The following is a 26,620-nucleotide window of genomic DNA, read 5'->3' on the forward strand; positions in this document are numbered from 1 at the left end:
GGGGCCCGGCGACGGGACGTGCTCTCCGACGCGCTGCTCGCACTCGCCGAGGACAAGCGGCTGAACCTCGACGAGCTGCGCGTGCGCGCGATCCGGACCGGGAAACCGTTGTCGCAACTGGTGATCCGGTCGCGCAACGACATGGCGGTGGCCGCCGCGTGGGACGGCGTGTCGATCGACGACGCGCTGCACCGCCCGGAGGCCGCGAACCGGGTGCGCAGGTGGCGGGCGGCCATGTTCGACGAGGCCGGTTACCGGCAGGCCGTCGCGGCCGCACTACCACTGGTCGGCGGGGCGCGAACCTTGCTGGCGCACAACGCTTTCCAGCTCGCACGCGGAGGTTCCGAAGTGGACCTCCGTGCGCTGTTCCGGGCGCACGGGCCGGATCGGCTGGCCGAAGCGGTGGCGACCGCGTTGCTGAGCGGGATGGACTACGCCACCAGGCCCGACGCGCAGCTGACCGAACTGCCGGTCGCGTCGCTCTCCGACGGCGCACTGACCACGCTGATGCTCGCCGTCTCGCCGGACCAGACCCGGCTGGCCGCCCTGTTCGGGTACGGCACCGACGAGCTGGCGCGGTTCGAGACCGTGCTCGGCCGAGTCGGGGTCACCCTCCGCGGCCCGGCGGACGGTGCCGCGCTGCTCGGTGTCGTGGCCGAGCTGACCGTGCGCCACAACCTGACCGCGGGCTGGCAGCGCAGGCAGGTGCTGGAGGCCGACCCGGACTGGGTGGCCGCGGCGTTCCGCCTGCGCCCGGCACAGCTCGACCCGTCGCCGTCGCTGCCGCTCGCGCCCGACAACCCCGACCTGGCGCGGACGACGAGGGTGGTGCTGGACCGCTTCCGGCACGGTGTGCCACTCGGGCAGGTGCGGGTCAACCCGGACGACTCGTCCGAGGTGACCGAACTGGTGCGGTCGGCCATCTACTACTACGGCGTGCCCTACGGCGCCTTCGTGGCGGGCACGCTGCCCGGCGCGACGGCGCGACACCAGCTGGCGGCGACGGATTTCACCCGCGAAACCGGCGACCCGAACGCGCCGAGCTTGCATCAGCTCCGGAACCTCAACCGGCTTTCGCTGCGCGCGCAATGGCTCGCACCCGGGCCGGACTCGCTCGGGCGGGCGCTGCGGCAGCTCGGGGCCGAGGTGCCGGTGTCGGTCACCGAGGCCGATCTGGGCGCACAGCAGGACATCGCGGTTTCGATCATCGAGCCGGACGGCACCATCCGGGAGCTCGGCGGCATCGGCCAGCGGGTCTGGCTGGTCAACACCGCCGCACACGTCATGCCCGCCGTCCCGGTGTCGGACACCCATGCCGGTACCGGTATTCCCGCGGCGTTCGCCGGGCCGGAGGTCGGCGCCACCGTCACCGACCTGCGCGACCCCGCGATCGCCGAACTGGCAGAAGCCGCGTCCGGGCTGATCGCCGAGGTGCTCGGCGGGGTGTCCGAAGAAGAGGCCGGTGCGACCGTGCGCCGGCTGATCGACGGACTGTTCGAGCTGAGTCCGGACCAGGCGACCGACCCCAGGCTCGCCGAGGCCGCCGCCGATCCGACCGTGCGCGCGGTGCTCGACGGCGAACTCGGAATGGGTGTCCGGCTCGGCCGGTTCGACGCGGACGGCAACTTCCTCCGCCCGGTCACGGTGGCCGATGTCGTGGCCGCGATCCTGCACGAGGCCACCCACGAGCTGTCCGGACCGCTCACCGGGCTGAGCCCGCAGCAGGTGGTGGCGCGGGAGATCCTGGCGCACGAGGTGGAGCGCCGGTTCCTGCGGCTGCTGGCACCGGATGCGCTGCCGGCCGAACTGGCGGCCATCCAGAGTCCGATGTGGACGGAAGAGATGAACGCGGCCGTCGTCTCCCTTGCCGTGCACCCGAAAGACAGTGCTTACGTCCGGTCGCTCACGCAGCTGCGGGAGGGCGAAACCAGGCTGCAGTACTCCCGCGCGGAGGGTGATCCGGTCGAGCGGATCTCCGGTCTGTTCGCCGGATTCTCCTTCCGTGCGGGAGAAACCGGGATCACCTTCCTGCCCGGCGCGACGACGGTCAGCCGCGGACCGGACGGCATCCGGGCCGGGTTCGCCTTCGGCACCCCGGAGCGGGAGGCGGGCCGGATCGAGGTCGTCCTGCACGACACCTGGGTCGAATACACCCATGCCGGCTTCCAAGAACGCGGCCTCGCCGACGCGGTACAGTCGCGTTTGGACGATGTGCTGCGCACGCTCGGGTTCGGCCATCTGGAAGTGACCGCGCCCGACGCGGACCGGATCTCGTTGGTGCTCAACGGTTACGGCTGGGCGCCGACCGGCGGGCACGCCGCCGCCCTGGTGATGGAATCGCTGAGCGCGCAACGGCTGGCGCTGGCCGACATCACGTATGCATTGAGGCAAGACGAGCTGCCTGCCGGCTACCCGGCGGACGACACCGATGCGCTGCGGGCCGAACTGGTGGCCGAGATGGGGCGTATCGACGAAGTGCTCGATGTCGCGCGGATCCACCCGTTCGGCACGGAGGGACATCCCAGCCCGGCGGATGTGCTGTTCATCGGCGCGTCGGGCCGGGTGGTCCTGGAGGCGTTGTCCCAGCTGCCATTGCGCCGGGATCTCGGCACCGGCCGGCGACCGGCGAAGCCGCCGGTGCTCGCGGAGCCCGGCCAGGTGCTGCGCGTGACCAAGATGGAGCGCGACCAGTACACCGGTGGCTACACCGAGCACGCGTTCGGTCTCCGGAACGCCGCGCGCGTCCAGGACATTCTGGTTGTCCGCAACGAGCCGGCGATCGCCGACGCACTGCGGCGGTGGTTCGTGATCGTCGACGACACGGGGCCGGAGATCCGCGCCGCGGTACCGCGACAGGTGCGCAACATGCCGATCGCGGTGGAGCACGCGCGGACCGAAACCGCGGTACGTGCGGCGCTGGAGGTCGTCCCCGACGGCAGCCGGTTGTACCTTTCCGTGCCGCGGGAGGAGATCGCCGGCCTTCCCGACCTGGTGGGCATTGTGGCCGGCCTCGGCGCGCGGGACATCCAGCTCATCGGCGACCTCGGGGATCGCGTGCTGTTGTCGGCCGAGCGCCCCGGTGCCGTGCCCGGCCCGCTTTCCCTCGTCCTCTGGCAGTGGGACTACCGGGACCTCACGCCGGATCTGCTGGCCAGGCTCGCCGGACTGCTTTCGGCGCCCGAGGTGCTTTACCTCACCACCGGGCAGGCGGGGCTGCGTGCGATTGCCGACGTCCTGTCGATGAACGGATTCGACGCTCAGGCCGACGCCGATTCGAACGCCGTCATCGGAATCAAGCGCGGCCCGGGCGGGCACCGGCCGGTGGCACCGGTACCGGCGGACGGACCGGATACCGGCCGCTTCGACCTGTTCGGCTGGATGGGGCGGCTCGCGCGCGCCGCGGAGCAGGACGTCAGCTGGGCACGCGGCTGGAGCGCCGAATACGGCGTCAGCGCGCCGAACGTCCTGCTGAGGCAGATCGCCGAGATGGCCATGCGCCTGCCCGACGAGCGGCCGCTCGAAGCAAGGGCCGCGGCGCTCGTCGTGCTGCAGGACCGGATGCTCGCCGCCGCCGAAGCCATGGACGTGTGGCTGCGGGAGAACGCGCTCCGGCCGGACCCACCGGCGCCGCGGGTACAGGCGGAAATCGCGAGGCGGGCCAGGGCACTGCGCGCGGAGGCGCCGCTCAGCTGGACATTCCTCGACCGCGTGCCGGTCGGCGGGGCGTTTTCGCGGGCTCTGTTGCTGGCGGCGCTCAAGCGGCACATCGGCCCGGAAGACATCGCTGAGCGGAGCGCCTGGGCCCCGGTGGTCCCCGTGCTCACGCTCGGCGGAGAGCTCGGGTTCGACAGCGGGATTTCCGTCGGCGACGTGACCGACCTGCTGCATGCCGCGGTGACCGGGGAGAACCGGACGCCCGTGCTGATCGCCCGGCTCGAACTGGCCGTGGAATCCGAGCTGCTCGTGCAATTCCCGGAGGACGTCGCCCGGCTGAAAGTCGAGCTTGCCGGACTGCGCTTGGCGATCCTGGTCTGGCAACAGGATTTCGGCGATATCGCCGCCACGCTCTCCCGGGTGGGTGCACTGATCGCGTGGTTCAACCAGCACGGCGTGGACATCCAGGAGCTGGGCCGCGGGCCGGAAACAACGGTGCTCGACGAGTTGTCCGCCGAGGAGGACCAGCAGGACGAGCTGGACGCGATCCCGGTGGTCGCATCCGGATTCCCGGCGGCACCGTCCAGGGGCGAGTTGCGCGCCGGCGGTGGCGCCGGTCAGCACGCGGTGCGACGGCCTTCGCTACGCGACCGGATGGTTTGGCTGGCCACCTCGTTCGCCATCCGCCCGCTTGAGCTGGTGTTCCCGCACACGGCGACGCTTCTGCGCCATTTCCTTGGCAACACGGGAAAACCCTTCTGGATCCGGCCGGAGGAACCGCTGCGCGAGCTGCCGCATTTCCGTGCGCTGGCAGGCAAACAGGTGGCCGCGGAGGCGCTGCGCATCGTGCGGGCCGCGCAGGCTTCGGGGGTTTACGGTGCACGGCCGTTCTCGGTGAACTGGACGCGGTACCCGGCTGAACTGCTGCTCGGCCGGGACGGCAACCATGACTGGGAAACGGCACTGGGCAGCTTCCACTACAAGACGACCGGGATGGTGACCGTCCTGCGGCCGGCCGTGGATGGGCGGCCACCTACCGTCGAGATCGCCTACCAGGTGCATCTGCACGACGAGTACACCTGGCGCGGGACGGACGCGACTCGGTTGGCACTCGGGTTCACGATCCCGCTCGGCCGCGACGACCTGTTGCACCTGCACCAGGCGGGGCTGGCCCGCGAATTCGTCGTGGCGGGCACCAGCGAGATCCAGCACTTCTCCGGCACACCGGCGGAGCTGGTCGCGCTGCGCGTGCCGGTGACGGAGGCTCGGCGCTCCGCGAACCGCCTGCTCGATGGCTTGTTCCACCGGAGCGCCACGGCGGAGCGGCCGGCCGGGACCGTCGGCAGGGAATGGTCCTACCACTCGGCCGTCTACTATGGACAGACGAACGATCTTTGGCTGGCCGGGGACGGCGACGGGCTGATCGTGAACGGGGCCGTCGGCGCCGCCGACGGCACCTGGAGCACCTGGGAAGCGAGACTCACGCGTGACGAGCGCGGAATGTTCGTCAACCGCGACAGTGGTCCGGAAGTTTCCCTCCAGTTGCTGTCCGATACCCAGGTCGTGCTCTTCTACGGCCAGGGTCAGGGCGTCATGTTGCCCCGCGAAGGTGTGTATCACCGGGACGCGGACATTCCCGCGGAGACGGACAACCTCGAGGAACAGTTCCAGCACGCCCTGTCCTGGTATCAGCTCGGCATCGAGCGCGACGTCACCCGGCCGCGGCTCGAGGACTTCGAGCGGGGAGCCGTCGATCTTCCGGCACACCTCGTCGCCGACCTCTCCGAAATCGGGATCGTCCTCCGGCGGGCTTTCGCCGGCGAGGCGCACTACCTGGTGACCACCGACTCGCCGGCCGAAGTCGTGGCGAAGCGCCCTGAACACGTCTCGCTGGAGCTGAACCGGTATCTGTTCCGCCACACCGATTCGCCGGGTGGCTGGTCGCGCTCGACGCAGGATCTCGTCCGGGCGCTCTGGCAGGCAGCGGCCACGATGGACGACGGCCCGGTGCGTATCTACGTGCATTACCAGCCGGGCGGTATCGACGTCGAGGCGTCGCGGCAGTTCGAGGGCAGGCCCGCCGACCTCGGCCGGCCCGAGATCTTGCACGCGGAGATCTCCCCCGGGCGGGTGGCGGGGTGGTGGACCTTCCGGCCAGGCGGGGACGGCGTGGACTTCACCGCCGAGTGGACCGGCAACCCGGCCGCCGAGCCGATGACCACGATGGTCACCGGACTCACGGAGGACACCAGGGGACGGCTTCGGACGCTGGCCGAAAAGGCCGTGCCGTTGCTGATGGAGGCGCACGGAAAGACCGAGGAAGAAGTCCGCTCGCACCTGGACCGGATGCTCACCCGGATGTTCGAGCTGAACCCGCGGGGCCTGCGGGCGGCGTTCCCGGGACAGCAGGCCGCGCAGGATCGCCTGACGGAATACCTGTGGGCGGCCGGGGTGTTCGACTGGGCCTCCGGCCGGATCGGGCTGCGCCCCGGCGAGCCGCTGGACGTGCTGGCGACCACGCTGGTCAAGGAACTGTCCACCTCGCTGCGTACGCCGCCGGCGACGGAGGTGGCGGACAGGACGCTGGCCGAGGCCGAGCAGCGGATGCACGGCCGGGAACGCGATGACCACCTGCTGGCGCAACGGTTCCTCAGGGAACTGACCGGAACGCTGTCTCCCGAAGCCGAGGCGGTGCGCGGCTGGGATCCGGAATTCCTCGCCGAGGTCGTCCGGTACCGGTACGAGAGCCGGCAGGACCACATCACCAACTTCGTCACAGCCGCTGTCTTCGGTGGCGACGTCGTCGAGCCCGGCGCCGGCCGCGAAGGGGCATCTGGTCTTCCGGCCGAGCGCGACCTCGACGCGGACTACGCGGCTTACCTCGCGGTGGCGCGGAAACCGGGGGTCGCGCCGGTTATCACGGCGGGCCGCGCCATTCCGGCGCCGCGCAACCTCGAGGGCCGCGGCACGCTACCCGGCGCCTCCTCCCTGTGGCCGTTGCTCACGGATGTGCTGGCGGATGTCCAAGGCCGGCGGGCGGTGGTGCAGGCCGGCTTCGCGGAGTCCGCCGCTCCGCCACGCACCTGGATGCGCGGGCTGGTCCGGTTCTCCACGGGTGTGCTCGCCGAGGTGGTCTTCCGTATCGATGAGCGCGATACCCCGGACACGGCCGCGGAACTGGGCCTGCCGCACACCGAGGTCGGAGTGGACGGTCTCGGCGGATCCGCGTACGGCGAGCCCGCGATGATCTCCGTGTCCGCGCAAGTCGTGCTCGCCGACCCGCGCGGTCCCGAAGCCGCGTTGCGCGACCTCGTCGATCAAGCTCTGGACGAGGTGAACGACTGGTTCGCCGCGGCAGACCTGCGCAGCGCTTTCGAGGCGTACAAGGCGATCCCGATCCCCGCGGACGCGGAACCGACGCCGGGGGCGCAGATAGAGGTGCCTGCCGCCGGTGACCGTGCGCCGTGGCACCTCGAACAGGAGTGGGAGCCGCTCGCGGTTGCCGAAGTCGAGCGCGTCCTTGGCGAGCTGGCCCACCGGTCGTCGAGGCGTGGCGGTGTCGTGCTGGGGGCACTCATCTTCGACGAGCCGGGGCTCGCGCGCCTTGCGATGGTGCGGGCGCTGGTCCGGTTCACGTCGCGCGCGATGGCGATGATCGACGTGGAGGTCAGCGCCGATCTGCCGCGTGGCGTCGCCGCTCAGGTCCAGTTGCCGGAGGTCCTGCACGACGCCGAGGGCCAGGCCCACTCGACGACCGGCCGGCCGATCCGCATCGTCGTCAACGCGCGCGGGGATCTGGACCGAGGCATCGGCGAAGCGCTGAAGGTGGTGCGCGACTGGTATTCGCCCGGGCAGAGCGCCGAAATCGAGGAAGACCCGGACACCCTGCCTGCCCGGTTCAGCTGGTACCAGTTCGAAGGCGGCGAGGCCGACCGGCTGGCCCAGGAGGAGGTGCACCTGCGGGCCCCGGCCGACGAGTTCGTCGCCGGTGCGCTTCGCCCGGCGGACATGCGCGGCGGACGCGAAGACTGGGAGCGGGAGCACCTGGACCTGCTTGCGCAGGCGGTACGCGAACTGTCGGCGCTCGACGCGACCGAGCACGACCCGATCTCCGGGGTGGACCGGATCGAGCTGCTGACGGGTGGTGCCGACGAAGGACTCGTCGACGACATCGCCGTCCTGGTGCACTTCCGGTCCGGGGCGATGGCACGGGTCGTCCTCAGTGTTTCGGACTCGGACTTCCAGAACCTCGGGCGGTTGATCGGCGGGATGATGGGCGCGGTTGAGCCGGCTCCGCCGCACGCCAGGATCTCGCTTCCGGAACTCGTCGTGGGCACGGACGGCCGGGGGCGGTCCGCGCGGGCCGTGGTCGTCCGGTTCAACGTCCGGTACTCGCTGGTCGGCGGCCTGGATCCGGTCTCGGCCGCGCGGGCCCGGATCTACCAGGCGCTGGCCGCGGTGGACGAACGGTACTCGCGGTCCCGTCGGACCGGCCGGAGTGCCGCGGTGCCGGCGAACGCGCCCGACGACAGTCCGTCCGTGTCGGTCGCCATTGCTTTCGGCGAAATGATGGAGGCCGCGAAGGCGGTCATGCGCGAGACGCTGCGCCGAGCCGACCGGCGTGGGATTGTCGCGTGGGTTCAGCGCTTTGCCGAGCGGGTGCGCGCCCATTACAGCTTCACGGTGGCGGAGCGGGCGCAGAAGCTCGCTTCGACCGAAGCCGTGCTGGCGCAGCTGGATACGTGGATCGCCGAAGCCGAGGCGCATCCCGGGGACGCGAAGCAGCTCGACGCGCTTCGGAACTACTACCTGCAACAGACGCTACGACGCCTGAACGAGCAACGCGCACACATCGAGGCGGTACACGAGGAAGTGGTCGTCGATCGCGCCCTGAACGCGACGGCGCACAGCGAAATCCCGACGGCGGTGCCGGAATGGGCCGGGCGCGAACCGCGTCGTGAGGACCTGTCCGCCTGGCACCTCTGGCACGCCGTCGTCTCGTTGGAATCGGTCTGGAACAGGGCGGGGAGCCCGGGGCGTGAACTGTGGGCCGACGCCGCGCGAGCCGCCCGGGACATGGCCGCGACGCTCCGTGAAGAGCTGATGCCACTCGTGCACCGGTACGCCGAATCCGTCGAGGGGAGGGCGTCGGCGGCGGATCTGATCGCGGCGGCGACGTTGCTGAGCGAGATCAGCGAGTGGATCCGCGACTACAACGAGCGGGTCACCGCCGTGCTGGACCAGCACGAAGCGATGCACGACCTAATGCCGGGCCAACGGGTCTACGGGGAGGGCGGCAAGTTGGCGATCCTGGCGGACGGGACGATCTGGCAGCCGGATCCGCGTCTGCCCACCGTGTTGCGCGAACCGGCGGGCGCGCGGCTGATGGACCCGCTCGGCGAGACCTACGCCGAGATCTTCCTGATGCGCGAGGAGTTCACCGACTTCGACTACGCCAGGGATTCCGAGGACGAACCGGAGTACGACGAGTACGACGAACCGGATGAAGACGAGGCGGCAGCGGCGTTCTACGCGACCGACTGGGTGGTGTTCCTGACCGCGCGTCATCGCGCCGGTCTCGACGCGCCGGGCGCCGAGCTTCGCCGCTTCGCCGAATTCCTGTGGTCCCAGCCGGATCTGGATGCCGTGAGCGCGGAAACGGACCGGCTGACCGGTCCCGTGCTCGCCACCCAGCCTTCGGTTCCCGTGCCGGACTTCGGGACATACCAAGGAGTTCGGCCGTTCCCGCAGGCCGATTCCGAACCGGCCGAGGAACACCTACTGCAGATCGGGGCGCCTGCCGAGCCGCAGAGCTGGATGATCGACGCGGCGATGCTCGTGACCGTGCTCGCGGAGCTTTCCCTGCCGGGGGAGCAGGATCCCTGGTCCGGTATCGCGGGGCTGCGCTCGCACGAGGGGCAGGGCGGCGACGTGGCGGTGATCACGCGGTTCGCGTCCGGTGCGATGGCCGAGGTGCGGTTCCGGCCCGCCGCGTTGCTGGAGAACCCGGACGCCCCGCTGACCGTCCGGCTGCCCGAACTGCACATCGGTGCGGACGGGCTCGGCCGCTCGGCCGCGCCAGTGCTCGTCGAGATGCCGGCCGGTGCGCGAGAGGTGACGGCTGAGCGGGTGCTGACGGCGCTTCGCCTGGTGGGCGAGCGTTATTCGCGCACGCCGGAGCTGGTCGAAGCCACCAAGGCGGCTGTGCGGCAGGCCGAAGAGGAGCGCCGCGCGCGGATTCCGGAAATGGCGCCGAGGTCGGAACCGCTGGGCGAACCGTGGCCGGCCGAAGCCGACGGGCTGACCGATGCGGATGCGCTGGCCCAAGCGGTGGCGTCGTGGATGTCCTGGCGCCAGGGCGAACCGGTGGCCGGCCGCCCGGGGGTCTGGGACATCCCGTTGTACGGCAGGCCGGTGACCCGCGTCCGGATCGAGATCGACCCGGAGACGCGCATCCCGACCCTGCGGGTGCCCGATCCCGGCGGTGCCGCCGTCGGACTCGTTTCGCTGCCGCCGCCGGCGACGGCCAAGTGGGCACGTGAGGAACAGATCAGTCAGGTGTTGTCCACTATGGACACCAGACTGGGTGCGATACTGACCGAGGTCGAGCCACCCCGGCCGATCGCCGAGCTGGTCGGCGACGACCGGCGGGAGGCCAGCGAGGTCGCGGAGATCCTCAACCGGCACCTCGGCGGTTTCGACTTCGGCGGAATCAAGCTGCACACCACCTTCGCGAACGTTTCGCGCGGCACGACCTACCTCGCGATGGTGGTGACTCTGCACGATCCGGCGACCCCGGACCGGGTGGTCGGCTTCGGGGAATACCTGGTCCACCGGGAAGGTCGCGAACGCGTCTGGGGCGAGAACGCGGGCCTGGTGATCCAGGACGACAGACTGCGTGCCCAAGGCCTCGCGCTCGCGGTGAACTCCTTCATGGACGAGCTGTTCCGGGACAACGGGTTCAGCGATCTCAAGGTGACCGCGCCGGAACAGGACTGGGTCGCGCTGGCACTGGCCGGGTACGGCTGGCCGCCGGACAGCGACGGTCGGAACACCGCGGCGCGGGCCTTGTCCTTGCTCAAAGAACAGCAGTCCGTGCTGGCCGACGCGTTGAGCGAGCTTCGGTCCGGGGATCCCACCGCCCTCGGGCTGCTGCTCCGGCGCTTCCGGGCTACCTCTGCGGATGCACTGGAATCGTTGCTGCGCACCGAGATCGAGGCGATCGCCGAGGTGCTGCGGATGGCAAAGCAGCATGAGTTCGCCGCGCCGGGGCACCCCTCGCCCGCGGACATCGTGCTCATCGGCCGGCCCGGCAGGCTCGCGCTGGAGAACACGTATCAGCTTCATCTCCAGCGCGCCCTTGACGGACGTCCGGAGTTTCGCGGAACTCCGGTGCCGGCCCCGGAGCGGATCGACCGGTGGACCGGCCGCCAGGAGGAACTGCCCGCGTCCGGAACCGTTTTCGACGAAATCGTACTGACGGACCTGGCGCGCGACGTGTTCACCGGCGCATTCACCCCGGTACTCGAAGCAGCGCGGAAGCTGCTCCGGGTCGATGGCCGCTTCGTCATCCGGCTGCCGAGCGCCCTGCCGTACCACGAGCTCGACGAGCTCCACTCCGAGGTTCGGAACTGGTTCCTCAGCACGGGAATACCCACTCAAGGCCGGCTCGTGGCGACGCTTCCGCGTCAGGTGCGGGCCGGTGACCGGCCGGAGGTCGTCGAGCAGCTCGACGTGCCGACGCTCGCCGCCACCGTGGCCGCGCTCCAACGCGGCGAAGCCCTGTTGCTCTCGTTGCCGCGCGAGGACCTGCCGCGGGTGCCTGACTTCGTGCGAACGCTGTCGGCGGCGGGCATCCTCACCGTCACGATCACAGACGGGCTGGGGGAGCGCCTGGTGCTCTCCGCCGTGAAACCGCGGACCACCAGAACGGGCCGCGCCACGCCTTCGGGCAAGGTCGAGCTGCGGCACTGGGATCACCGCGAACTGACCGAGGCATTCCTGGCCGGGCTCGCCGAGACGCTGCCGGCCGGCGGAAGGCTGCACATCACCACGGCGCTCAACGACCACGTGGCCGGCCTGGTGGCGGTGCTGGAGTCGAACGGAATCGACGTCGAGGTCACCGAGTCCGGGAAGCTGACCATCACCGGAACCAAGCGCGACAACGGTTCCAGTGCGGAGACAGCCCCCGCGCCCACTCCGGAGCAGCGCTTCCCGGGCGGGCTGGACGAGGCCCTCAAACGTGATCTGGCCCGTCTCGTCGCGCCCTCGGTGGACATCCTCGCCGCCGAATTCGGCATGGACCCGGGCGAGATTTCGGCGCGGTTCACGCGGTTGCTCGACGGCGCTTTCGAGCTGAACCGGCGTGGGCTGGAGAAGGCGTTCCCCGGTGATCTCGGGGCACAGCAACGGCTTTCGGACTATCTGTGGTCCTCGGCTGTCTTCGACTGGACGTCGGGGCGGATCGGGTTGCGGGTGGGTGAACCGCCGGCCACGGTGGCGACTTCGCTGGTGAAGGAGGTAGCGACCTCGTTGCGCCGGCGGCCGCTGGACGAGGCTGCGGGGCTGACCCGGGGGCAGATCCGGGATCTGCTGTTGGCCAGGGAGAAGGCGGATCACCGGGTGGCGCACCAGTTCCTCAGGACGCTGACCGGGCCGCTGCCGGCGGAGCTGGTGGAAGTGCGGGACTGGGAGCCGGAGTTCCTCGACGAGGTCGTGGAATATCGTTACGAGATCGAGCCGGAGCACATCGAGCGGTTCATTTCGGCCGCGGCCTTCGGCGGAGCGGTCGTGGAGCCCGGGTTCGGCCGGGAGCGGCCCGACCTGACGGCCTTGGCGGGGGCGGTCAGGGCCGAGCTCGCCGGAATGTCCACAGTGGAGTTCGAGGTCGCCCCGGACGGAGACGGGCGGCTGAAGATCGTCGCGGACGGCACGACCACCCTCATCATCGGCGACAAGTCCGCGCTCGACGTCGAGGCCGGCAGGCGTCTGCCGCTGCGCGAACTCGGCCCGCTCGCACCCGCGGTGATCGCCATGCGGGTGCAGGACATCCTGGCCGGCCGGGAAGAATACGGGTGGCTGCGGTACCGGCACGAGGCCTATGGGGAGCCCGTGGACCGGGTGGTGGTCGCGCAGGCGACCGGCGACCTCCGCCGGCTGTTCGACGACGTCGGGCACATCGTGACCCGCACCGAGGACACCGAGGTGCTGCTCACGGTGTTCGATCACCTCCGGTGGCCGCTCCCGCTCCGCATCGGCGCCACCACCCAGGACACCCCGCGGCTGACCGTCGTGGGCAGCGAGTTCCGCATCGAAGTCCCCGCCGGGTGGACGGACCGGGCGCAGCGCCGGGCGATCGTCGAAGCGGCGCGCCGGGCGATGGCCTACCAGCACGCGATGCACGCCAGGTGGGAGCTCCCGCCTGGCGACCCGGACTGGGCCATCCGCAGGACCGAGCTGATCGCGGGCGGATACTTCGGCTTCTCACCGAAGAACCTCTTGCAGCGCAACGCCTTCGCGCACCTGCTGACGCGGCAGGGGATCACGCTCGACCCGTTCGGCCCGGATCTCGACCTGCTCGCCGCGGCGGCCGATGAGCTGCGCGCACGGACCCGGTTCGGCCTCGGCCTGCGGCATCGCCTCCGCAACTCGCCGGAACTGCTTACCGCGGCGCTCACCCGGCCGGAGGACTCCGCGCCCGAGCCGGCCGACGCCCTCCCGGTGTCGGTCAGGTACGAGCTCCCGGCGCCGGCGCCGACGGACCTGCTCGGCCGTCCACAGCTCGCCGCCTTCGAGGAGGCCGTGCGCGACCGTGACCACAACCATCCGCTGCAGGTCCAGGCGAGCCGCCCGAAGGGTGACGAGCTCCGGATCGACGTTTCCTACAACGACGGCGAAGCCGGCTACTCCGTGCTGCTCCGGCTCGGCGGTCACGGCGCCCTGTCCCGTTACTACGACGGGGAGGCGTTCACCGAGACCGACGGCGTCTTCGGGATCGCGGTCGCGATCCCGGCGTTCGACGAGTCGGCGACCGGGCTCGTGGCCGACATCGCGCACCACGTCCTCAATGGACAGTTCAGGTCCCGGCGGATCACCCCGGCGCCGCGACCGGCGGGCACCACCCCGGTCGGTGCCGATGCGGCCACGATCGCCGCGACCGCTTACCGGCTCGGCGATTCCGTGCAGGACGTGCAAGCCCGCGCGGACGGGCTGTACGTCGTCGACAACGTGGGAAACTGCTACGAGATCGGGTTCGAGCGGGTCGAAGGGCTGGCGCGCCCGGTCGCCTTGCTGATCAACCGGGAGCAGCCGGACCGGTTCGGGATCCGGCTGCCCGCCGACGGGGAAACCGATCCGGCCGAGATCGCCGAGAAGATCGCCGAGATCGCGTCCTTCCGGCATTTCGTGCGCCGCGCAGGTGCGCAACCGCCGATGGTCTGGGGGCTGCCGGACCGGCTCGCCGAGCACCTGCGGGCTACTCGCGTCGAGGTCGACTACCGCAAGATCCTTGGCGCGGAACGAGTCCTGCTGCTCACCGAGGCGCCGGCCAACCCGCTGGCGCGCGGGCACATCGAGAGCAGCGCGCTTGCCCTGCGGAACGCGGGCATCACGCATTTCGCCGTGGCAGAAGAGCCGAGCGCGCAGCTCGCCGCCGCGATGGCGGCCGCGGGAATCGAGGTACGGGTCGTCGGATACCAGCCGGCGCCCGGCGAGTTCGTCAACCGCGAGACGGTGCGCGGCATCATGGCCGGCCAGATCGCGGACATCCTCCGTGAGCCGGGCGCCAAGGTGGCGGTGCTCGCCGACGCCGGGCGGACTGCCCAAAGCGCCGGGGCCCTGTCCATCACGTCGCTCGCCTACGGACTCGCCGCCGGCAACGGCATCCGTTCCGTCACCGTCCGCTACGCCGAGGCGACCGAGGAACAGGTCACGGTCCGGCAGGCGACTTCGTTGGCAGGCCTGGACAACACCACCTTCGCCGTGGATCTCACCCTGCCCGAGACGGACCCCGGGGTGCCGTTCATGCGAACGGCCGACTATCTCGTGCACCTGGCCAGGCCGCCGCAGCCCGCCGCGGCACCGCGTTCGGCGCTCCTGGCCTCCGATTTCGTGCCCGCCGAAGGGTGGCCGCCCGCCGAGCAGGTCGTCGACAGCGTCAACGCCCGCCTCGACGGATCGGAGTTCGACGGAATCCGGATCCGGGCCACCGAGGCGATCCCGGACTTCCCGGCAGGCGATTTCGCCGAAGGCGCACGGGTGATGGGAGTGCGGCTGCGCTACACCACCGCCGACGGCACCGTCATCGGCGACGGCCTGCACCTGTTCTTCCGGGACGCGGACGGCAACGTGTGGGCCGAGCACGCCGAACTTCCGAACCTGCCGGGCGAAATCCTGGTCGCGATCACCTCACACTGGGATGCGTTCTACCGCGAGTCCGGTCTGACTCACCTGGTCGTGCAAGCCCGGGGCGACGCACGGAAGGCGCTGGCGGGCGCGAACTTCGGCTGGGCGCTGGACGAGCGTGGCCGCCAGGACGCGGAGCAGGTCATCGCGGGGATGGCGGCCCACCGCATCGAAACCGAGAACGACCGGTCCGCGGCCCGCCGATTCGACCACACGGCGATGTGGAGCAACTTCCCGCTGCGGATCAGGCAGGCGCGGCAAGGAATCGCACAGCTGGGCGCGAAGTACGGCGACGCCGGCCTGACCGGCCTGCTGCTCGCGAACCGGCTGACCGATGTCCTGCGGACCGCGTCGCGATTGGCGAGCGATGCGGAGCACAACCCGTTCGGCGCCGACGCCTATCCGGCACCCGCGGAGATCGCCGCACTCGGACTGCTCGGTACCGCCGCGCTGCAGACGCCGGAAGTCGTCCGCTACGAACGGGTTTTCCACGGGCGCCCGGTCACCGGTGCGCCGACGCTCACGGTCGGCACCGCCACGATGGACCTGCCGTGGCCCGGGGTGGGCAAGCCATTCGGCGAGGTCGTGTTCGAGCAACTGGAACCGGACCCCGCGACCGGGAGCGTCACCGACCGGATCCACGAGGCCTGGCAGGTGCTCGGCTTCAACGGGCGCCTCGTCATCCGGACGCCGGCGCCGGACCGGGTGGCCGCGCTCGAACAGCAGCTGCACCGGTTCTTCGAGCAGATCACGGTCGTCGACGGCGATCTGGTGGCGAGCGTGCGCCGGCTGGACGTGCTGCCGGCCACCATCCGCGGAAACACGATCGTCACGCGCTGGTACGGGGATCCCGTCCTGGCCAGCGCGCTTGACGAGCGGGGCACCTTCGACCCGGTCGCCGCCGTGCGGCTGGTTTTCGACCTGCTGCGGGACGCGCCGAGGACGACACTGGTCACCGTGGCCGGCGAGCCGGGCCCGGCGCAGCTCGCCGATCTGGCGGCGCTGGCGTTCCTGGCCGGCGCGGAACGGGTGGAGCTGGACCGTTCGCTGCCCAACGGGACGCTCGCGGTGATCCGGACGTCCGCGACTCCGGCCGGCGCCACCCGGGAGGCGCTGGGCGAACTGCTGTTGCGCATCGGACAGGAGCAGCGGCGCGGCGGGTTGTCGCGGGACCGGCGAGAACTGGTGCAGGCGACCGAAAACGAGATCCGGCGCGGGTTGCGCGACGCCGTCGAGGGCGAACTGGGCACGGGACGGCCGGTCGAACTGGTGCTGACCGGATGGGATCACACGGTGCTCACCGCCGGCCTGCCTTCGGCGCTGACGCGGCTCGCCGAGGGGCTGCCCGCCGGCACCACGCTTCGGCTGTCCACCGGCCGCAGCGCACCGGTGGACCGGTTACGCGAGCTGCTGGAAGCCGGTGGCATGACGGAGTTCACCGCGACCGGAGACGGTCCGGTGCTCATCACCGCCGGCAAGGCTGTGCCGGCCGAGCCGGCGGTGAACTCCGCGGCCGACGGCGAAACGGCGCTCTGGGAGTTCGCCCGCGAGCTGCCCGAGCAGGTCGACTTCGAGCTGACGTTCCAGGACAGGCGGGTTCGGGTGATCCCGGTCGCGCCGCACCTGGTCGACGCCGGCACGAGCACGCACATCGTGACCGCCGGGCGCATCAGTGTGCTGCTGCCACGCGGCATCGGCAAGGCCGCCGCCCAGCGCGCGATCGCGTACGAACTCGGCCGGGCGGAGTTCGAGTTCGGCCGCGTCCGCGACCGGCGCGGGGTGCACAACGCGCACACCGCAGGCGGCCTGATGCTGCTGAACCGCATCGCCGCCGAGTACGTGGCGGCGCTGCGTTCGCGATCGGACGAGCTCGACGCGCTGCGCCGGGAATTCATCGAGCAGGCGGAAAACTACCTGCCCTCGGACGACCGCGACCGCGAAGCCGCGCTGTCGGCACGACTCACCCCGGCGGCGCGGGCGCTGGTAGCGCTGTCCGGGCTGGCGACCGCGCCGGTCGAACTTCCCGCGCTGCCGCGGGTGCCGTTCGAGCGCGCACACGTCACGCGCGGTGCCGAACTCGTGCCGCCGGACTCCGCGCACGAGTATCTGGTCCGCAGTGCCATGGAACGGGCGGAAAGCGTCGAGGCGCTGGTCCGGCTCGCCGGTCACCACCTGTCGTTCCTGCGTGCCGATGACGTCGACGCGGCGATGGTGTTGTTCGACAGCCTGATGCTCGACGCGCACACCGTCGCGGCGCTCCGCCCGGCCGATCCCACCCGCGACTTCGGCCGGATCGAAGACCTGGGCGGTATTTTCCAGCGCGCCGCGAGCAGTTCCGGTGACGTGGCGGGGGGATACGAGTCCATTGTGGACGCGCTCCGCGGTGCGGACCGGCCGTCGTTCGCCTTCGTCATCGTGCACCGCGCGGGCGAAGCGCCGTTCGTCACCACTGTGGCAAGGCTGGGCGACGACGCGCTGGTGTTCGCCGACCCGGTGACCGGCCGGACAGGGGACGCGCCGCTGTACACCGACGACGTCGAGGCGCTCGACGTGCTGATCCTGGACGAGCTGCGCAACCCCGTTCCGCTGGCCGGCAAGCCGGTCAGCCCGCTCAGGTCCCGGCCGATGCCCGCCGCGTACCGGAACGCGGTGCCGTCGGCGGACCTCCGGCAGCGGTTGCGGCCCCTCGGCGAGTTCCCGCCGGACCTGGTGGACCGGTACTACGGACTCGATGACTCGCGTGCCCGGATGCAGTTGCGTGCCATGGGCGAAACGATCGGCCTCGCCGACGGCGGGCAGGCGCTCCGGCGTGCCTTGCGCGCGCTCGACGCGACCGCGGCGTGGCTGAACGTGTCCGCGGAGACGTTGCTGGCGAAGCGATGGCAACTCGGGCTCGGCATAGTGACCACCGACGAGCCGGCCGAGGTGCGGTTCCGGTTCGACCGTGAGCCGTGGTCGGTACTGCAGTGGGAAACCGCCGAGTTCGACGGATCCCTTGCGGTGGAAGGGATCGGTGCCGGACAGGTGCGCAGCCCGCTGGCGTTCGAGACCCTGTGGGCGCTGGGTGCGACCCGTCCCGAATGGATGCGGGCGCTGCTGGGCGACTTCGCGGTGCACGAGCAAGGCCGCTACCTGGTGACGGTGCACGAACCGGCGGTCGGCGACGGTGAGCCGGCGCCGATCCCGGTGCTCACCTCCGGCGAGCTGCCGGTCTGGGCCGACGACGACGCCGTGGCGGCCCCGCACTGGATGCGGTTGGCGGGCAAGGTGCAGTCCGCGCTGGAGCTGCGTGCGCCGGAGCTCAACGCGGCGGTCGGGACTCCGAAGGGGATGCTGGAGTTCTTCTCCGGCAGGCGCGCGGTCACCACCGGCAAGCTGACCGCGGCGGAAGCGGAAACCCTGCTTCGCAGGCTCGCGGCCGAACGGCTCCCGGCATTCGTGCAGGGCACCGAGATCGCCATGGTGCCGGTGATCGAGGACGGGCGGCTCAGGCTCACCCTCAAGCCGCCGGTCAACACCACGATCTCCTACGAAGAACTGCTGGAGCGGCTGCCGGAGCGGTTCGCGTTGATCCACCCGGAAGTCCAGGAGACCGGCGGAAAGGCGACCACACCCGCGCCCGCCGAGCCCGCCCCTGGCACGGACCAGGCCGTCGCCGAGTATGGCCGGGCCGACCCGTTCACCCTGAACCGCTGGACACCCGGCGATGTCGCGGAGGCCCGCGGCCCGTCGCCCGAAGCGTTGCTGCGCCAGGAAGTCGCCGCCTGGTTCGGCTACGACGCGGAGGGCATGCACGAGTTCATCGCGTTGCTGCGGCAGGCCGGTGTTCCGCTCACCCTGTCTCCGGGCGACCTCGGCCGGCTGCGCGACTACGCCGACTACTTGTTGACGGAACGCGGTCTCGTCGAAGGCGCGCAGCGGCGCGAGTTCGTCACGGCCGGCCGGTTGCGCGACGCCTTCCGGCTGCGCCCGTTCGACCTGAACGTCGACGACTACGCCGGACTGCTGGCGGAACTGCCCGCACAGGACGAATTCCGGAACACGCGCACCGCCTGGCTGATCATCGAGCGGTACTTCCAGGGGGTGCCGGCCGGCGAGCCCGGCCCTGACCAGATCACGCTGTCGACCGAGCTGCTCGAACAGGTGCGGGCAGTGCTGTACGTCCACGGTCCGAAGACGGCGGCCTGGTTCGTGGGGCAGCTGCCGGGCGCCAACGTCACCGAGGGGTTCGCGGATCTGGACGTCGTCGCGGAGCTGGACATCGGTGAGCTGCCGATGATCCCGGAACGGCCCGACTACGCACCGGAAGCACCGCGGGACGCGCGCGGGGCGCTCGCGGAGTTCCGGCCGGACCGGCAGCTCATGCGTCAGCTGACCGAGCTCGGCGAGCTGGCGGCGGCGTTGACCCAGGGGCTGGACGCGCTGCCGAGGGCAGGAGCCGAGGCGGACGAGCTGATCCCGGTCACCCTCGAACTGTTCGCGGCGGTCGGGGCGCGGGCGGCCGAACTCGGCGAAGCGGTGGACCAGCTGACCCTGGGCTACGGAACCCCGAACACCCGTGGTTTCACCGCCCTGCAAGAAGAACTGGTCGTCGAGTACCTGCGCCTCGGCTTGGTGCTGCGCGAGGTGACCGGCCGCTGGGCGGATCTGAACGAGTACGTCGAGCAGCTCGGCTCCGCCTTCACCGAGGCCGTGTTCTGGCAGAAGGCGGCGGCGGACGCGGCCAACGCGGAGCGCAGTGGCGGGTTCTACGAACTCGAAGGCGAGCGGATCACCGCCGCACAGGCGACCGAACAGGCCGCCGCGGGCCGGGAGGACCTCGAGGCGCTGCTGACGAGGATCGAGCAGCTGCACGGGGATCTGGACTACGCGCTGCGCCGGCTGGCCGCCGAAACCGACGCGATGACCAGGGCGCGGGCGAATCATCCGTTGCTGGCCTATGAAGGCGACAAGATCGACGTCGAAGCCGACCGCGAGCGGTACCTTCGCCCCGATCCGAAACCCGGCGCCGGCCCCAAACCGGCGGAGATGAGCGACCGGGACCGGGAGACGATCAGCCACCTGCTCCGGCTGTCCGACCGCTACCTCGCGCTCACCGACCTGCTCCAGGCACGGGGTTTTCCCGGTGATCCCAGGGAAGTCTTCGACTGGCTGGGCTCCCGCCCCGGCCGGCGCGAGGAGCAGCTCGCCGCGAACGAGCTGTTCCAGCTCTACGGGCAGCTGCGCGATCTCGTGCAGGAGAGCATGAACGAGGGCCTCGACGGGGCCGACAGGCGGTTCCGCTGGCTCACCAAGACCGTGTTCGCCGTGCCGGAGTTCCGCGGGCACAACAGATTGCGCGCGCTGCGGCTGCTGGCCCGGTTGCGCTCGGCGGAGCACAACGTCGCGCCCGGGCTGGTCAATGCGCTGTCGGTGTTCAAGAACGAGGAACTGGGCGACGCCTCGACCATCGGCGCCTACGGCGACCGGATTTACCACGTCGTCGTCAAGCAGACGACGGAATTCCCCATCGAGCGGCTCAGTTTCGGCGTCGGCCAGCACCGTCCCCCGCCCGCGGTCGATGCGCGCGAAAAGGCCTTCCACCGCGTGCTGAAGATCGACTGGTGGTCCGGCGCGAAGAAGTCGTTGGGTGGCCGCCTCTTCCGGCACGGGTTCACCGTGCAGCTCCGGGTCACCGACGAGCCGGGGCCCGCGGTGCGGCACGCCGAGTATGCGGGGCCGGACAAGCTCAACGACGGCCGGGTCGAGGGCACCCAGGTCATCTACGAGGTGCGCCGCGACGCGACGAGGGAGGAGGTGCACGAGGCGCTGAAACCGTTGCTGCTGGGGGACATCGTCAAATGGCGGTCCTCCTCGCCACCGGTCAAGGCCTACGTCAAGAACACGGTGTGGACCCATCTCGGCAGCGCCGGCGGCCTCACCGTGGGCAGCTTGATCACGCTCGGCCTCGGAATGGGGCTCAGCGCTCCGTTCCTCGTCTCGCGGGCGGTCGCGTACCTGTGGGGCTCGGCGTGGTCCTGGGCGATGAACTTCATCATCTTCAACCACGTGCTGGGCGAGAACAACGCACTGCTGCGGTTGCGGGCGGCCGAGCGCGGTGGCCAGGGCCCGTCGGTGGACGAGCTGACCCAGGGCGCGCACGAGGTGACCGGTAAGCAGGCTCCGCTCGCGCAGTTGCTGCACGTCGAGCAGCAGGAAGCGCCCGCTGCCGAGCCCAAGCTGCACCTGACCGACGTCGAGATCGAACAGTTCGGCCTGCGCGTGGCGGAACTGGGCGAGGCACTCGTCGAGCAGCTCCGCAACCGCGTGGTACCGCCGGAACTGGTGCCCGGCGACGCCCTGCAGAAGGTGGTCGGCGGCATTGTCGAGGCCGACTGGCTGCCGCCGGGCGAGGGCGAGTCGCAAGCCGACGGCCTGGTCGAACACGACTTCGGCACGGTCCGCGTCAAACTGGGCAGCGGCTACGACACGTCCGACCCGAAGAAGAAGGTGCACCTCGGCGACAACGAGATCCTGTACCTCCGGCTCACGCTGGGCAGCCAGGCGCACTCGTACTACAAGACCACCGGCGGCGACATTCCGGCGAACACCCAGCGGTACCGCATCGGCCTCGCCCCGAACCTGTTCCAGGCCGACGGGGCGACGCAGCTGGGTGAGCTGACCTCGCAGGTCGTGGCGAGCGTGCAGGCCGGTTACCGGCTTTGGCTGCAGAACCCGGTGCCGACCTACCTCAAGCAGTACTACGGCATGGCCCCGATGGACGCGGGGGTGAGCATCGCGTTCGCGGAACTGGCACACACCAGGTGGCAGATCGCGCCGCTGCTGGGCATCAGTCTCGGTTCCCGCGGCGGTCTGTTGCTGGCCCAGTACATCAACTTCAAGTACTCGCAGCTCGCCGCGGCGGTCAAACGCGACAACATCCGCGAGCTGCTGAACTTCGGCATGGTCACCACCCCCGCCGAATCGCTCCGGCTGGCCAGGCGCTCACTGGGCACGATCCGGGTGCCGGTGGAGACGACCGACCGGTTGCGCGCGGAGGTCCGGCGCTTCGACGACGCGCCGGAGCCTGCCGACGAGCGGGTGCCGGAAACCGCGGAGGAGCTGGAGCGGCTCGTCCTGGAGCAGATCCGCGATCGGGCCCGGCGCGAGTCCGACGTCCGCGAAGCCGAGGTGGAGTTCTCCGAAGTACCGGTGGACCCGAAGGACGAAACCAAGGGCACGGTGCGCGTGGCCGTGGTCGAGATTTCGGCGAAAAACCGCATCCCGCAACCGAAACTGCCCGGGAAACTCCGGTTCGAGGTCAAGATCGACGACAGTTTCCCCGGCCTGTCGCCGCGGCTCACCCAGGGTGTCATCGCCAAGGACAGGTGGTACGACCTCCGCCAGTTCACCGTGCTGGTACCGCCGGGAACCCGGATGACGGTCCGCGAACTGCGGGAATGGGTCAACGAGCACGTCGGCGACTCCATCCTGCGCTCGCGCACCACACACCGCCGGGAGACCAGCCAGCTCGCCATCAACGCCGTCAACCGGGCGGTCGGCGGCGGTGTCGTCAACACCGTCACCAGCCTGGCCCAGCACAACCCGGACGCGGCGGCGTCGGAAGTGCTCGGTGTCGCGACCAAGACCGGGGACGCCGTGATGGGTGCCTTCGGCGAACGCGGCAATCTCGAACGCCAGACGCAGAACAACCTGAAGGGCCTTCCCGAGGACGCTCCCACGCCCCGGGTGATGGACGACTGGACCCGGATGGGCGCCAACCGGTTGCGAGCGCTGGACGCCGAGCTCCGGGAGAGCATCCGTGCCGATCTCGGCCGGGCCACCGATCCCGTGCAGCGGCGGGAACTCGAGGAGTTGCTGGCCACGCTGGAAGAGCCTCTGCCCGACCCGGAGCGGATGATCAAGCGGTTCGACCAGCTCGTGGCCTCCGGCGAACTCGCCGAACGCATCCCGCACCTGGCGATGATCCACAAGGTCGGTCACGGCGAGTACGAGCTCTACATCGACAAGGCCGCCGACGCGGGCCCGTACGAGCTCAAGGCGAAGTGGACGGGCTTGCACCGGCAGCACCTGATGCTGCGGCTGCTCCCCGAGATCCCGGGCAGGCCGGTGGTCATGAGCCGCTCGTGGTTCGAGGCCGACTACCTCGGTTTCGGTGGTGACCTCGAGGAGTTCATCGAGTTGCTGGCCGCCGAGGTCGGGATCACGCACAACGGCTCCACCGGGCTGCCCGACGGCCGGATCTTCGCGCTGGAGGAGATCGGAGACGGCAACCTGGGCGGGGTGCTCAGCCGGAGCAGCACCCAGGTGGCCGCCGGCACGGCGAACCTGTTCGACATCGGTGCGCAGACCAGCAGCGGCGCACTGTCCACTCTGGTGAACACCAAGGCGAGTTCGTGGTTCCGCCGGGGCGACTTCCTGAAGATCGTCCAGACCAGGAAGCGGCTGTTCTACGACATGGCCGGGTTGTCCGACGACCGGGACAGGCTCGCGCAGTACATCGGCAGCGCCTTCGACGACTACAACCGGATGCTGTCCGCGGCACACCTGCGCCGTGCCGAAATCACCGGCCGGTACGACCCGGTGACGGTCGAGATCCTGCGTGCCGCGCTCGAGGAGACGACCGGCGAGTTCTTCCTGCCCGAGCTGTTCCGCGCCTACGGCCTCGACTTCGGTGCGCTGCCGCCCGGGTTCACGTGGGCGGACGTCGACGCCCTCGTCCGTGGTGCCGAGCTCGGCTCGCGGGCTCAGCCGGTCTGGGGCTCGGCCGGCCGCCTGACCCGGTACCTCGGTGACAAGGCGCGCCCGGTCTTCGACACCGAGCTGTTCGCCGACGACCGGGTGGTGCTGGCGGGGGCGGACCAGGCGGGGCCCTCGGCGCTGCGGTATCTGGCGGAGCATCCGGAAGTGTTGCTGCAGGACGGTTTCACGCATTTCGGGCTGGACGGCGACACGCCGGAGCACCTGGCGCTCGCCGAGGCGGTGCGGGCGGCCGGGATCCGCGTCGTCGCGCTCGGCGGGGAGGCGGTCCCTGGCGCCCGTACCGCGGCCGTGGCCAGGAAGATCCGGTCCCTTGTGGACGGTTCCGGCGCGAAGGTGTTCGTGCTGGCCGACACCGGCCGGGTGAGCCGGGATCAGGCCGGGTACGAGAACTCGCTGGCCTTGCGGCTGACCGGGTACGAACACATCGGCGTGCGCACCGTTGCCTTCGTCGGCCCCGGTGCGCACAAGGTGCTGGACGAAGCCGCGGCGCTGGCCGGGCTCACCGATGCGTTCGCCGTGGATCTGCGCGAGTCCTGGCACGACGCGAACGCGCCGTTCCCCGGGCATCGGATGGATGTCGTCGTGCACCTCGGTACCGAGCGGCGCGGTGGGCGGGGCACCCGGCCGGTGTCCCCGAAGCCCACCACTCCCGGACCGGCCGTGCCGCGGCCGGAGCGAGGTCCCGGCATCAACCCGGTGGCTCCCATGACGCGCCGGGCCGGGGTGGAGAACCTGGCGATGGTCGCCCGGTTCTTCCCCGAGGGGCCCGAACCTCCCGCCCCGGAGCCGGAACCCACCCTCGCCTCCCCGGAGGACCTGGCTCGCGCCGAGGTCGCGGCCTGGTTCGGGTTCGGCTCCGACTCGATGGAGGAGTTCGCGGAGCTATTGGACCGGGCCCGGCTGCCCACGCTGATCTCGCCGGCCGACCTGGCGCGGCTCCGGGCGGCGGCGGAGCTGATGACCGAACGCGGGATCACCGGCCCGGATCGCCGGCGTGCCTTCCTCATCGGCAATCCGGCCTGGCTGCGCGACGTTTTCGTGCTCAACCCGGTCGGACTCGACCTGGACGTGCACGTTGCCGAACTCGCCGCACTGTCCGAAGTGGACGCGCTGCGCGTCGCCCGCACGGCACGGCTGATCGTCGACCGCTACTACCACGGTGCGCCACCGCGGAACCCGGCCAAAGCCGATCTGCCCGCCGAGTTCCACCCGCTGATCCAGGCCGCGGTGCACGTCCACGGGGTGCGGATCGCGGCCTGGGTGGTGGGGCAGTTGCCGGATGCGGCCGTCACCCACGGCTTCGCCGACCTGGACATCGAGGCGGAGCTGCAACCGGAACCGTTGCCCGCCATCGTCCCCGCGCGGCCCGGCTACCGGCCGGAGACCCTCGCCGACGCGGGGGGCGCGGCCGGGCGATTCCGGCCCGACCGGCAGGTGGTGCGCGACCTGGCCGAGCTGAACCGGCTGGCCGCGGAGTTGCGCGAGGTGCTGGCCGACGGTGCCGCGGGATCGGACGACGCGGTCCGGGAGACGCTCGGCCTGTTCGGCGAGATCGGGGCGCGCCTCGAGGAGGCGGCCGGTCTGGTGAGCAGTCTCGCGGCGGCGCACGAGGGCCCCGTCAGCGCGGGTTTCGAGTCCCTGCAACGAGAACTGGCCGCGGAGTACGGCAGGCTGAGTATCGCGCTCGAACGTGCGGCCGCAGGCTGGTCCGAACTGAACGCCTACGTCACCGAGGTCGGCGAACTCCTCGGCATGGCGGCGTTCTGGAGCAAGGCCGCCACGGACTCGGCGAACGCCGAGCGAAGCGGCGGCGTTTTCGTCGTCGCCGGCATCCGGATCACCGCCGACGAGGCCGGGCGTGCGGTCGACACTCTGCACCGCGCGCTCGTTTCCACCATGCGCCGGATCGAGGAGCTGCACGGGGATTTCGACGCCGCCATGAGGCAGCTGGCCGAAGAGACCGAAGCCGCGGCGGAAGCAAGGCAGACGCACCCGCTGCTGGCAATCCGCGACGAAGTGCCCGTGGGGGACCGGCCGCCGTTCCTGCAGGCCGATCCCAAGCCGGGCCGCGGCCCCGCCTTCGGCGCCACCAGCCCACAGGACCTCGCCACCATCGAGCACCTGCTGCGGCTGACCGATCGGTACTTCGCGCTCGCGGCGGACACCCCGGCGGCCAACGGTGAGCGGTGGCAGCTCCGCGTACAACTGAGCGAGCTGGTGCAGCGGAGCATGCACGAAGCCCTCGACGGTGCGGAGCAACGGTTCGAGTGGCTTTCCGGCATGGTGCTGCGGCATTTCCCCGGACCGGGCCGGGAACAGGCGCTGGCACTGCTGGCCGAGCTGCGCGCGGCCGAGCACAGCACCAAGCCCGGTGTCGTGCATGCGTTGTGGGTGGCCAGAAACGTCGACCTGGCGGACCCGACGTTCCACGGCGTGCACGGCGACCGGATCCACTCGGTGCGCGTCACCCAGACCACGGAGCTGCCGATCCGGCTGCTCAACGCCGAGCTGGACGCGGAACCCGCGCTGTCCCCGGACGAAACGGCGCAGAAGCTCTTCCACGGCGTGCTGTCGGTCGACTGGTGGTCGACCGGCGACGACGGCAAGGGGATCCCGTTGCTGCGCAGCGGTTTCACCGTCCACTTCCGCGAGGCCGACGACCTGGCACAAGACGTGGCGGTCCGGCCCGCCCGGTTCGCGGGCCCGGACCTGCTGCACGGCGGCTGGGTGGCGGGCACCCAGGTCATCTACGAGGTGCGGCGCTACGCGACCAGGGAGGAGGTGCTGCGTGATCTGCCGC

General features: G+C 70.8%; 1 protein-coding gene (cut by a window edge). It reads left to right on the plus strand.

Translation table 11 applies throughout. The features are described 5' to 3' along the window. Positions 1-18 precede the first annotated feature (18 nt). On the plus strand, positions 19-26,620 hold the 5' portion of the coding sequence (locus tag VHD82_RS21155; RefSeq protein WP_325706457.1) for a hypothetical protein. The gene runs 5,573 nt beyond the window's last position; 26,602 of the gene's 32,175 nt are visible here — the first part of the coding sequence; the start codon lies at positions 19-21; its stop codon lies beyond the right edge, outside the window.

The organism is Amycolatopsis sp. (assembly GCF_035546795.1).
Taxonomy (GTDB): domain Bacteria; phylum Actinomycetota; class Actinomycetes; order Mycobacteriales; family Pseudonocardiaceae; genus Amycolatopsis_E.